4 protein-coding genes are annotated in these 13,199 nt (G+C 75.8%); all 4 read left to right on the forward strand.

All coding sequences use genetic code 11. From position 1 onward, the window contains the following. The first annotated feature begins 531 nt into the window (after positions 1 to 531). The 4 genes from BCL76_RS00665 to BCL76_RS00680 are packed head-to-tail and all read left to right on the forward strand — an operon-like array spanning position 532 to position 13,197. Positions 532 to 7,386: a type I polyketide synthase gene (locus BCL76_RS00665; RefSeq protein WP_258309164.1), complete on the forward strand. Its 6,855-nt coding sequence runs from the start codon at positions 532 to 534 to the stop codon at positions 7,384 to 7,386. Then, on the forward strand, positions 7,379 to 12,016 hold the full coding sequence (locus tag BCL76_RS00670) for a type I polyketide synthase (RefSeq protein WP_109777285.1): 4,638 nt from the start codon (positions 7,379 to 7,381) through the stop codon (positions 12,014 to 12,016). Before BCL76_RS00665 ends, BCL76_RS00670 begins: the two co-directional genes overlap by 8 nt. Then, on the forward strand, positions 12,006 to 12,329 hold the full coding sequence (locus BCL76_RS00675) for a hypothetical protein (protein ID WP_109777286.1): 324 nt from the start codon (positions 12,006 to 12,008) through the stop codon (positions 12,327 to 12,329). Before BCL76_RS00670 ends, BCL76_RS00675 begins: the two co-directional genes overlap by 11 nt. 7 nt (positions 12,330 to 12,336) lie before the next feature. After that, positions 12,337 to 13,197: an alpha/beta fold hydrolase gene (locus BCL76_RS00680; RefSeq protein ID WP_109777287.1), complete on the forward strand. Its 861-nt coding sequence runs from the start codon at positions 12,337 to 12,339 to the stop codon at positions 13,195 to 13,197. The last annotated feature ends 2 nt before the right edge of the window (positions 13,198 to 13,199 follow it).

Genomic DNA, 13,199 nt, shown 5'->3' on the forward strand with positions numbered 1-13,199 from the left:
GGTCATGCCCGGTCGGTGACTACGCATGCCGGTGCGGCATGCCCGTGTGGAACGCGGTGCGCCGGCCGGCGCGGCGGGGACGACGCGGCCGGGCGGGGATCGCCGCAGGCCACCGGCTCGGCCGGGGGGTGCCTGGGCTCCGTCCGGGCGCGATTTCAGGTGGCACGTGTACGTCGCGACTGCGAAGCATCGTATTCCGCATGGCTGTTGACAGTGCAGGGCGACCACCGCACGATGCAACGCGGCATTGCGGGTGTTTGACCACGGTTCAAGCCCGTCGTACCCGCGGCGGGTTCCCGGCCGGTGCGTGTGACCGCCACCGCACTCCCCGTCTTCCGCCCTGCCCCGCACCGCCGTTGCACGGCTCGTCGGCTCGCCCGCTCGTCCCCGTTCGGCCGCACGCCCCGTTCAGCCGCTCGCCCGTTCAGTTGCTCGCGCCGTTCGGCCGCTCGCCGTTCGGCGGTGCGCCTGCTCGCCCGTTCTTCCGTCCCGCACTTCGCCATGTCACACAGCATTGGAAGAGGAGCGCCCGTGACCCCCCACCCGCAGCCCGCCCCCACCCGTGACCTGGTCGTCGCCGTCAGCCCCTTCGAGGAACCCCACCCGGCCTTCGTGACCGCCGCCGAACGCGCCGGGGCCCTCGGCCTGCTCGACCTCGGCCGGGACGCCGACGCCGCGCGGCGCGGATTCACGGAGCTGGGCCGCCGGCTCGCGAGCGGCGCCCGGTACGGGGTGCGGGTGCCGGCCGACTGTCCGCTCGGCCCGGACGGGCTGCCCGCCGCGGTGGACACCGTGCTGCTCGCCGACCCCGCCTCGCACACGCCCGGGCAGGTCGCCGCCTGGGCCGCGGCGGTCGGGCGGCCCCGCGTGTGGGCCGAGGTCACCGACACGGCCGAGGCCGGGGCGGCCGTTGCCGCCGGAGCGCACGCGCTCGTCGCCAAGGGGCACGAGGGAGCCGGCCGGGTGGGGACGGCCACCACCTTCGTCCTGCTCCAGCAGCTCCTCGACGACCCCGCGGTACGGGTCCCCGTGCTGGCCTGCGGCGGGATCGGGCCGCACACGGCTGCCGCGGCCGTCGCGGGCGGGGCCGCCGGGGTGTTGCTCGACGTACAGCTGGCCCTGACCACGGAGGGCGAGGCAGGACTGCCCGAGGAGGTCGCCTCCGCGCTCCGGGCGATGGACGGCTCCGAGACGCGACTGGCCGCCGGGCACCGGGTGTTCGCCCGGCCCGACCTGACCCCGCCCGAGGGGCCCGTGCACACCCTGCTCGGCGCCCGCGACCTACGGACCCAGTTGCTGCCCGTCGGGCAGGACGGCGCCTCGGCCGCCCGCCTGGCCGCGCGGTACCGGACCACCGGCGGGGTCCTGCAGGCCGTTCGGGCGGCCGTGGCCGGGCACCTGGAGGCCGCCGTACGGGCCCGGCCCCTGGCGCGCCCGCTGCCCGTCGCGCAGGGCCCGATGACGCGGGTGAGCGACCAGGCGTCCTTCGCCGCGGCGGTGGCCGGCGCGGGCGGGGTTCCGTACCTGGCGCTCGCGGTGATGGCGGGCCCGGACGTACGCCGGCTGCTGGCGGAGACGGCCGAGCGGCTCGGAGACCTCCCCTGGGGCGTGGGCCTGCTCGGTTTCGCCCCGCCCGAGCTGCGGCAGGAGCAACTGGCGGCCGTGACCGAGGCCCGCCCGCCGTACGCGATCATCGCCGGCGGCACCCCGGCGCAGGCGGCCCCGCTGGAGGCCGTCGGCATCAGGACCCATCTGCACGTCCCCTCGCCCGGTCTGCTGGAGCGGTATCTCGCCGAGGGGGCCCGGCGGTTCGTCTTCGAAGGGCTGGAGTGCGGTGGACACGTCGGACCGCGCGCCTCCTTCCCCCTGTGGGAGGAGCAGATCGAGCGGCTCCTGACCTGCCCCGAACCGGAAGCCCTGGACCTGCTGTTCGCGGGCGGGATCCACGACGAACGCTCCGCCGCGATGGCGGTGGCGGCCGCGGCCCCGCTGGCCGATCGGGGCGCGCGGGTCGGGGTGCTGATGGGCACCGCCTACCTGTTCACCGAGGAGGCCGTCACGGCGGGCGCGGTCGTGCCGGGATTCCAGCGCGCGGCGGTGGAGTGCGCGGACACCGTGCTGCTGCACACCGCGCCGGGACACGCCACCCGGTGCGCGGCCACCCCGTACGCCGAGACCTTCGAGGCGACCCGGCGGCGGCTCACGGAGAGCGGGATCGAGCCGCGCACCGTGTGGGAGGAGCTGGAGCGGCTGAATCTCGGGCGGCTACGGATCGCCGGCAAGGGCCTACGCAGAAGCGCCGACGGCAGCGGACTGGAACCGGTCACCGAGGAACAGCAGTACGAGGACGGCCTGTTCATGCTGGGCCAGGTCGCCACCCTGCGCACGGCCACCACCACGATCGCGGCCCTGCACGCGCAGGTCACCGAGGGGGCCACCGCCCTGCTGGAGCGACGGGCCCGGGAACTCGCCGACGCCGGGCCGACGGCGGCGATGCCGGCGGCCGACCCGCTCGACATCGCCGTCGTCGGGATGGCCTGCGCCTATCCGGGCGCCCCCGACCTCGCTGCCTACTGGGCGATGGTCCTCGCCGGCACCGATGCCGTCACCGAGGTACCGGCCGAACGCTGGGACCCGGCGCTCTACTACGACGCCGACCCGGCCCGGGCCGGTGAGCGCACCCCCTCCCGCTGGGGCGGCTTCCTCGACCCGGTACCCTTCGACGCCCTCGCGCACGGCATCCCGCCCGCCTCGCTCGCCGGGATCGAGCCGGTGCAGCTGCTGGCCCTGGAGATCTCGGCGCGGGCCCTCGGGGACGCCGGCTACGGCAAGGACCGCGTCTTCGCCCGCTCCCGGACCTCGGTGGTCTTCGGCGCGGAGGCCGGTACGGAGCTCGCCGGCGCCTACGGGCTGCGCGCCCTGCACCCCGCCTACCTGGGTGAGCTCCCGCCCGAGTTGGACGAGCAACTGCCGCGCCTCACCGAGGACTCCTTCCCCGGGATCCTCGCCAACGTCATCGCGGGCCGGGTCGCCAACCGCCTCGACCTGGGCGGGGCGAACTGCACGATCGACGCCGCCTGCGCCTCCTCGCTCGCCGCCCTGGACCTCGCCTGCCGCCAACTCCGGGACCACGACAGCGACATGGTCATCTGCGGCGGCGCCGATGTGCACAACGGCATCAACGACTACCTGATGTTCGCCTCCGTCCGCGCCCTGTCGCCCGGCGGCCGCTGCCGACCCTTCGACGCGGCCGCCGACGGGATCGCGCTCGGCGAGGGCGTGGGCGCCCTCGTCCTGAAGCGCCTCGCGGACGCGGAGCGCGACGGCGACCGCGTGTACGCCGTGATCAAGGCGGTCGGCGCCGCCAGCGACGGCCGTTCCCTCGGTCTGACCGCGCCCCGGCCGGAAGGGCAGCGGCGGGCCCTGGAGCGCGCGTACGCCCGAGCGGGCATCACCCCCGACCAGGTCGGCCTGGTCGAGGCGCACGGCACCGGCACCGTCGTCGGGGACAGCACCGAACTCTCGGTCCTGAGCGATCTGTTCACCGCCTCCGGTGCCGAACCCGGCTCCTGCGCGCTGGGATCGGTGAAATCCCAGCTCGGGCACACCAAGTGCGCGGCAGGGCTGGCCGGGCTGATCAAGGCGGCCCGGGCGGTGCACACGGGCGTGCGGCCCCCGACCCTGCACATCGACGCGCCCAACCCGGCCTGGCGGGCCGAGAGCAGCCCGTTCTCCTTCGACAGCGAGGCCCGCCCCTGGCCGGTGCCGGCGGAGCGACGGATCGCCGGGGTGAGCGCCTTCGGCTTCGGCGGCACCAACTACCACGCCGTCCTCGCCGGTCACGTCGGCTCGGCGGAACCCCGGCACGGGCTGGAGGAGTGGCCGGCGGAGTTGTTCTGCTTCCGCGGCGAGGACCGGCGGGCGGCGGGCCGGGCGATCGCCCGGCTGTCCGCGCGGCTGGCGGAGAACGACGCGGCCGGACGCCCGTGGGCGCTGCGCGACCTGGCGGCGGAGACCGCCGCCGGCACGGGCCCGGTCCAGGTCACGATCGTGGCCGCCGACCTGGACCAACTGGCGGTACGCCTGGAGCAGGCCCGCGCCTTCACCCCGGGCACGGGGGTCCACGTACGGGAGGAGGGCGCGGAGCCGGGCGAGGTGGCCTTCCTCTTCCCCGGCCAGGGCAGCCAACGCCCGCGCATGCTGGCCGACTTCTTCATGACCTTCCCCGCCCTGCGGCAGCTCCTGGACGAGGCCCCGTCGCCGGTGGTGTCGACGATGTTCCCCCCGGCGGCGTTCACCGCCGAGGGCCGGGCGGCGCAGCGGGCGGCGGTCACCGACACCCGCGTGGCACAGCCGGCGCTCGGCCTCGCGGGGGCGGCGGCGCATCTGCTGCTCGGCGAGCTCGGAGTACGGCCGGACTGCGTGGCCGGCCACTCGTACGGGGAACTCACCGCGCTCTGGGCGGCCGGGGCCTATGACACGGAGAGCCTGCTGCGGCTGAGCGCGCGCCGGGCCGAGGCGATCCTGGCGGCCGCCGGCGCGGATCCGGGATCGATGGCGGCGGTGTCGGCCGCGCCGCAGCAGGTTCGGGAGATCGCCGCCCGAGCCGGCTGCGTGGTGGCGAACCACAACGCGCCGCGGCAGTGCGTGATCTCGGGCCCGACGCCTGCGGTCGCCACGGCCGTGGCGGCGCTGCGCGAAGCCGGCCTCACGGCCGAACCCCTCCCCGTGGCCTGCGCCTTCCACAGCACGGTGGTCGCCGGGGCGGCGCGACGTCTCGCGGCAGAACTGACAACGACCCCCGTCTCACCACCCCACACCCCGGTCTGGTCGAACACGACGGCGGACCGGTACCCGCCGACGGCCGAAGGGGTACGAAGCCTTGCCGCACGCCAGGTCGCGGAGCCGGTCCGGTTCGTGGAGCAGGTGGAGGCCATGTACGCGGCCGGTGTCCGGACCTTCGTGGAGGCGGGCCCCGGCCGGGTCCTCTCCGGTCTGGTCGGCCGGATCCTGCACGGGCGACCGCACACGGTGGTCCCGCTGGACGTACCGGGCGAGCACGGACTGGTCCGGCTGGTCACCGCGGTGGCGGAACTGATGGCGGCGGGGGTTCCGGTGGACCCGCGGGCCCTGTTCCACGGCCGCACCTCCCGCCTCCCGGAGCACGCCCCGCGCCGGCCGGGCTGGCTGGTCGACGGCCACCTGGTCCGCACCGCGGACGGCGCACCGGTCCCGGGCGGCCTCCGCCCGGCCCACCGGGTGGCTCCGGTCACGCACCCGGGCGGGCGAGAAGCGGCGGCGGAGAAGGGTGACCGACGCGAGGAAGCCGTACTGGAATACCTGCGCAGCACGAGCGAGTTGATCGAAGCCCAACGGGACGTCCTGCTCGGCTTCCTGGGCGCCGGACCCCGCCACGGCTTCGACGGGGTCGGGAGCGTGTCGGGGCGATCCCCGCAGGGCGCCGAACGCACCGCCGCCGCACCTTCCGACCCCGAGCCCCGTTCGGCGCCCGAGGAGACGCCCCGGCGCGCGCCCGGCCCCGGCAAAGCCGCCCCCACCGATCCCGCCCCCGCGCCGCAGGGCCCCCGCACCGCCGAGGAGGTCATGGACCTCGTCCTGGAGATCGTCCACATCCGCACCGGCTACCCCCGGGACATGCTCGACCCGGAGCTCGACCTGGAGGCGGACCTGTCCATCGACTCCATCAAGCGGGTCGAGATCATCGGCGCCCTCGCCGACCGCATCGGACTCCCCCAGGATCCGACCAGCGGCTCCGCCGAGTCCGCGGTCGAGGAACTGTCCCGGATCAAGACCCTGCGCGGCATAGTCGACTGGATCACGACCCACACCCCCACCACACCGGACCCCACACCCCCACCCACACCAACACCCACACCCACACGGCGGCCGACACCGGCCCGCTTGAGCCGACTCCGCGTCGACCTGCTCCCCGCACCCCTGGCCGACACCGCCCCCGAAACCCTGCGCGGCCTGCGCATCGCCCTGGTGGACGACGGTCAGGGCATCGCCCGCACCCTCGCGACCGCCCTGGAGGACATGGGCGCCGAGCCGACGATCCTGCCCTCCGCCGAGCCGGGCTTCGACGGCCTCGTCGACCTCTCGGCGCTACGACCCACCGCCGACCCCGTGCTGCCCGACGCCTTCCCGGGCCTACGGGAGACGCTGACGACCGGTACACCACGGCTGCTGCTCGTCACCGCGCCCGGCACCGCCGGCGCGGGCCTGCACGGCTTCGCCCGCAGCGCGGCCCTGGAATTCCCCGGCGCGCTGATCCGGGCCGTGGACATCCACCCCAAGGAAGACCCGGAACGCATCGCGGAGCAACTCAAGGCGGAACTGAGCAGCGTCGGCGAAGCCGGAAGCAGCGAAGCCGGAAGCAGCGGGAGCCGAAGCACCATCACCTCGGTCGCCTACACGGCCGAGGGCACCCGCATCACCCGCCTCCCCGTACCGGCCCCCCTCCCGACCCCCCACACCCCCGCCGCCCCCGGCACCCCCCACGGCCCCTCGCCCCTGGACCGCGACTCGGTGGTCCTCCTCACCGGCGGCGCCCGCGGCATCACCGCCCGCACCGCGCTCGCGCTGGCCCGCACCACCGGCTGCCACGTGGAACTCATCGGCCGTACCCCCGAACCGTTCGCCCAGGGCGACGAGTTCGACCAGGCCCAGGACCGGGTCGCGCTGCGCGCCGCGCTGATCGCCGCAGGGCTGCGTACGCCCGCGGAGATCGAGGCGGCGGCCTCGCGGATCCTCGCCGAGCGCGAGGTGCGAGCCACCCTCGCCGCTCTCGGCACCGCGGCGGCCTCCGTCCGCTACCACTGCGCGGACGTCACCGACGAGAGCGCCGTCCGAGCCGTCGTGGCCGACGTACGGGACCGCCACGGACGGCTCGACGGCATCGTGCACGGCGCCGGCGTGCTGCGGGACGGGCTGCTGCGCGACAAGCGACCGGCGGACTTCGCCGCCGTGTTCAGCACGAAGGTGACCGGGGCCCGCCACCTGGCCGCCGCGGCGGCCGAGCACGGGGACGGGCCCCCGCCCCGCTTCCTCGCCCTGTTCGGGAGCGTCGCCGGGGTGTACGGCAACCGCGGCCAGTGCGACTACGCCGCGGCCAACGACGCCCTCGACGGCCTCGCGCACACCTGGGCGGAGTCCTTCCCGGGCCGGGTGCTGTCCGTCGACTGGGGCCCTTGGGCGGCGGAGGCGGGCGGGATGGTCACCCCCGAGCTGGAACGCGCGTACGTCCGGCGCGGGATCCCGCTCATCGATCCGGACGCGGGAACCGCCGCGTTCCTCGACGAACTGGCGTACGGGAGCGACGTACAGGTGGTCCTGATGGCGCAGGAGGGCCGGGGCGATGCGTGACGCGCAGCGGCGCGGCCCCCGCCCGACCGACGCCGCGATCGTCGGGATGGGCGCGGTGTTCCCGGGGGCCGCCGACCTGGCCGCGTACCGGCGCAATCTGCTGGCCGGTACGGACTGCATCGGCGAGGTACCGCCGGGCCGTTGGGACCCCGAGGTGTACTACGACCCGCAGGGGGCCGCCGGACCGGTGGCGGGTGACCGCTTCTACTGCCGGCGCGGCGGTTTCGTCGACGGTCTCGCCGCCTTCGACCCGACCCGGTTCGGGATCATGCCGGCCGCCGTGGAGGGGGCCGAGCCGGACCAGATGCTGGCCCTGCACGCGACGGCCGAGGCGATCGCCGACGCGGGTGGCGAGGACCGGCTGCCGGCCGACCGGTCGCGGATCGGGGTGGTGTTGGGGCGCGGCGGGTTCATGGGCGTGGCCACCGCCCGGCTCGATCAACGGGTTCGTACGGCACACCAGTTGGCGCAGACCCTGCGGGAGCTGGCGCCGGAGCTGGGTGAGCGGCGGATCGCGCAGGTGCGCTCGGCGTTCCAGGACGCGCTGGGGCCGGAGCGGCCGGACGCGTCGATCGGGCTGGTGCCGAGCTTCACCGCCGCCCGGACCGCGAACCGGCTGGACTTCCGGGGGCCCGCCTACACCTTGGACGCGGCCTGCGCCTCCTCCCTGTTGGCGGTGGATCAGGCGGTGGGGCTGTTGGCCGCCGGCCGCTGCGACGCGGTGGTCGCCGGGGCGGCCCACCACTGCCACATCGCGACGCTGTGGAGCGTGTTCACGCAGCTGCGGGCGCTCAGCCCGAGCGAGCGGATCCGGCCCTTCGACCGCCGGGCCGACGGGACCCTGCTGTCCGAGGGCACCGGGGTGGTGCTGCTGAAGCGGCTGGCGGACGCCGAGCGCGACGGCGACCGCGTGTACGCGGTGATCCGCGGGACCGGCGTGGCCGGGGACGGCCGTGCGGCGAGCCTGATGAGCCCGCTGGTGGCGGGGCAGGTGCAGGCTCTGGAGCGGGCCTGGCGGGAGGCGGGCCTGGATCCGCGGGCGCCGGGCGCGCTGGGCCTGCTGGAGGCCCACGGTACGGGCACCCCGGTCGGGGACGCCGCCGAACTGGACACCTTGGCGCAGGTGTTCGGCCCACGGGGGCCGGGGAACGGACCCGAGGTCGGCTTCGGTTCGGTGAAGTCGATGCTCGGGCACACCATGCAGGCCTCGGGCATGGCCGGGCTGATCAAGGCGGCGCTGGCCGTGTACGAGGGCGTGCTGCCGCCGACGCTGCACATCGAGGAGCCCCACCCGGACCTGGCCCGGACCCGGATGCGGCCGCTGCGCGCGGCCGAGCCGTGGGAGCGCGGTCCGCAGCCGCGCCGGGCCGGGGTCAACGCGTTCGGCTTCGGCGGGATCAACGCCCACGTGGTGCTGGAGGAGGCTCCCACCGCCTCGCGCCCGGCGCCTGCTCCCGTTCCGGCCTCCGGCCCCGGCCCCGGCCGCGGAGCCCCGGTGCGTCGTTTCCTGCCGCTGGGCCCCACGGCCGCGCCGGTCGGTCCGGCCGCGGAGGGCGACGTACTCCTGATCGGTGCGGACACCCCCGGTCAGCTGTCGGCCCGGCTGGCGTCCACCGACCCGGTGTCCGGCGGCGACGGGCCCTGCCGGGTCGCGGTGGTCGGGCCCACGCCCCAGCGGCTGGCGCTGGCCGCCAAGGTGGTGGCCCGCGGCCGGCCGTGGCGGGGACGCGGGGACGTGTGGTTCACCCCGGAGCCGCTGGGCGGCCGGGTGGCGTTCCTGTTCCCGGGCCTGGAGCCGGAGTTCGCCCCCGTGCTGGACGACGTGGCGGAGCGGCTCGGGTCGGCGACGCCCCGCCTGACCCGTGGCGCGTCCCTTGTGGAGCGCGCCCTCGACGCGATCGCCACCGGCCGGTTCTTCGCCCGTGTCCTGCCCGAACTGGGCATCGAGGCCGATGTGCTGGCCGGCCACAGTCTGGGCGAGTGGGCGGCGATGGTGGCCGCCGGCATGTACCCGCAGGAGTCGGCCGACACCTTCCTCGACTCGCTGCGGCCGGGTGATCTCCGGGTCCCCGATCTCGTGTACGCGGCGCTCGGCTGTGGCGCGACGCGTGCGCGGGCCGCGCTCCACGACCTGGACCGGGTGGTGGTCAGCCACGACAACTGCCCCCACCAGTCGGTGATCTGCGGGGAGCCGGCGCAGGTGGCCGCCGCCGTCGGGCGGTTGCGCGGTGACGGGGTGCTCGGCCAGGAGCTGCCGTTCCGTTCGGGTTTCCACACCCCGATGTGGGAGCCGTATCTCGGTCAGGTCCGGGCCGCCTTCGACCGGCTGCCGCTGCGACCGGCGGGCCTCCCGGTGTGGTCGGCCACCACGTGTGCGCCGTTCCCGTCCGCGCCACGGGACGTACGGGACCTGGTCGTACGGCACCTGCTGGAGCCGGTCCGCTTCCGTGAGTTGACCCTGCGGTTGTACGAGGACGAGGGGGTACGCGGTTTCGTCACGCTGGGCCCGGGCAGCCTGCCGGGCTTCGTCGAGGACACCCTGCGCGAGCGCCCGCACCTCTCGATCTCCACCTCCTCCCCGCGCCTGCCGGGCCTGGCGGCGCTGCGCCGTACCTGCGCCGCGCTCTGGGCCGAGGGGTACGCGCCCCGGTGGGACCTGTTGGCCGAACCGGCGCCCCTGCCGTCGCCCGCACCGCAGGCGCCCGCACCGGCGGCGGCGCGACCCGCCGGGCGCGCGATGCCGCTGGACCTCGGGTCCCCGCTGGTCCGTCTCGACGAGCCGGCCCGGGCCGCGCTCGTCGGCCTCCTGGCACCGCCCCCGACCGTCCCGGCCCGGGCGCCGGCGGCCGGACCCGTGGGTGACCGGCCGGTGCTGCTGTCCGCCCTGGACGCGGTGCTGGCCGACGCCGGCTCGGCGGCCCGGGCCGTCACCGAGGCCTGGTCGACGGGGGTCCCGGACCCGGCGGCAGCCGCTGCCCCGAGCCCGGCTCCGGCCCCGGACCGGCACACCCTGCGGTTGTCGCTCGCCGCGCTCCCCTACGTACGGGACCACTGCGTGTACCTCCAGCCGGACGGCTGGCCGGAGGACTCCGACCGGTTCCCCGTCGTGCCCATGACCACCATGCTGGAGCTGGCCGCCGAAGCCGCCCGGCGGCACGCCCCACCCGGTCTCGCCGTCATCGGCTACGAGGAGGTACGGGCCCTGCGCTGGCTCGCGGTCGAGCCGGCCGTCGACGTCGAGGTCACCGCCCGCGGTGACGGGCCCGGCCGGATGCGGGTCACCCTCGGCGCGTACGCCTCGGTGGTCGTGCTGCTCGGCGAGCGCTACGGGGAGCCGCCCGCGCCCGACGGCACGCCGCTGCGCGAGCCCGGACCCGCCCCGGTCAGCGCCGCGGCCCTGTACCGGGACCGGTGGATGTTCCACGGCCCCCGCTTCGCCGGGGTCCACGAGGTGCGGTCGGTCGGCTCGGACGGCATCCACGGGGTCCTGCGCGCGCTGCCCGACCCGGGCGCGCTGCTCGACGCCGCCGGACAGCTCTTCGGGCACTGGATGCAGCTGCGCCTGCCGGTCGACCGGCTGGTGTTCCCGGCCACCGTGGACCGCATCCGGTTCTACGGGCCTCCGCCCGCCGCAGGGGAGTTGGTGACGGCCACGGCCCGGATCCGCGCCGTGCGGGACGTCACCGTCCGCGGTGACATCGAGCTGCGCGGGGCGGGCGGTGCGGTGTGGGCCCGGATCACGGGGTGGACGTACCGCCGGTTCGGCGCCGACGAGCGGGTGTGGCCGATGAAGTTCACCCCGGAGGTGTGCGGGATCGGCGAGCCCCGGCCCGAGGGCTGGTGCCTGGCCCGGCGCCGCTGGAACGATCCCGCCTCGCAGGAGCTGGTCATGCGCCGCTACCTGGGCGCTGCCGAGCGGGCGGCCTACGAGGGGCTGTCGCCGCGTGCCCGGGCACCCTGGCTGCTGGGCCGGATCGCGGCCAAGGACGCGCTGCGGCAGCTGCTGTGGGACGGCGGAGCCGGTCCGGTGTTCCCCGCGGAGGTATCGATCGGCAACGACCCGGCGGGGCGCCCGCTGGCCGAGTCCCCGCTGACCGCCGGCTTCCGGCTGTCGATCGCCCACAAGGACCGGATCGCGGTCGCCCTCGCCCACCGGGCCCGGCCGGTCGGCATCGATGTGGAGCAGGTGACGGCGGACCCGGACGCGCTGATCCGGATCGCCCTCGGGCCGGCCGAACTGTGCCTGGCCGAAGGGCTGGCCGCCCGCGGGGGCACCGACCTGGCCGTCGCGCTCACCGCCCTGTGGTGCGCCAAGGAGGCCGCGGCCAAGGCGGCCGGGGTCGGGCTGGGCGGGCGGCCCCGGGACTGGCGGGTGGCCGGGGACCCGGATTCCGGCGCGCTGCTCGTGACCTCCCCCGACGGGGACCCGTACCCGATCCGCACCACACCGCTCACCACACCACTCACGGCACCACTCACCGCGCCGCTCAGCGCATCCCTCGCCGCACCGCTCGCCGCATCGCCCGCCGACACCGTGCCCGACCACGTCGTCGCCTGGACCGACCACCTCGCGGCGCCCTCCCCCGTACCCGTCCCCCTTCCCCTCACGGAGGCCCGTCATGGCAACTGACATCCTCGCCGAGATCACCGGCATGCTCGTGGAGATCGTCGGCGACGAGTACCTGCTCGCGGAGGAGGTCACGATGAAGACGACCTTCAACGAGGATCTCGCTCTGGAGAGCATCGAGTTCGTCGCCCTCGCCGAACTGCTCCACCATCGCTACGGCGCCGACGTGGACCTGATGGGCTTCCTCGCCGAGAAGGACATGGACGCCATCCTGGCCATGTCCGTCGGTGAGCTCGTCGGCCACATCGGCCGGATCACCCACACCTCCCTGGCCCGGGCCGCGGCGGGGTCCTCCTCACCCGCGTCGGCCGGCTGAGCCGGCCATGGCCTTCGTCCAGGCGGGCTCCCTACGCTTCCACGTCCAGCGGCTCCCGGCCACCGCCGACGCCGCCGCCCCCGACCGGCCCGTCGTGGTGTTCCTGCACGGGCTGGTCGTCGACAACCTGTCCTCCTTCTACTGCCCCTTGGCCGTGCCGGTGGCCCGGTCCGGCCACGAGGTGGTCCTGTACGACCTGCGCGGCCACGGCCGCACCGAGCGTCCGGGGTCCGGCTACGACAGCCGCAGCGCCGTACGGGACCTCTTCGCCCTGCTCGGCGCGCTGGACCTCGGGAGCCGACCGGTCCACCTGGTCGGCAACAGCTACGGCGGGACCCTCGCCCTGCACGCCGCCCTGGCCCGGCCCGACCTGGTCACCGGGCTCACCCTCCTCGAACCGCCGCTCGGCGGCGCCTGGGTGGAGAACATGGTGGACACCCTGTCGGCGGCCGCGCTGAGCCTGGAGGACAGCACGGTGCCGACCGAGCTGCTCACCCTGCGGCTGCGCAAGGCCGCCAACCTGACGGCCATCGCCGACGCCCTCCTCAACCGCACCACGCTCATCGACGACATCGCGGCCAGCCGTGTCTTCACCGCGGCGGACTTCGCCCGGCTGCGCTGCCCGGTCCTGGTCGTCTGCGGCGAGCACTCCGAACTCCTTTCGGGCGGGCGGGAGCTGGCACACCACGCCCCGCACGGTGTGCTGCGGATCCTGCCGGATCTGGGGCACGACGTCCTGAAGGAGAGCAGCGGTGTCCTGAGGGAGACCGTGCTCGCCCATCTCGACGCGACGGCCGACGCGACGGCCGGTACGCGGGCGGGCGCGGCGACGGCGGCGTCGCCGCGGGTGGGAGCGCTGGTCCCGTGAGG

The sequence above is a fragment of the Streptomyces sp. CG 926 genome (assembly GCF_003148825.1).
GTDB lineage: Bacteria > Actinomycetota > Actinomycetes > Streptomycetales > Streptomycetaceae > Streptomyces.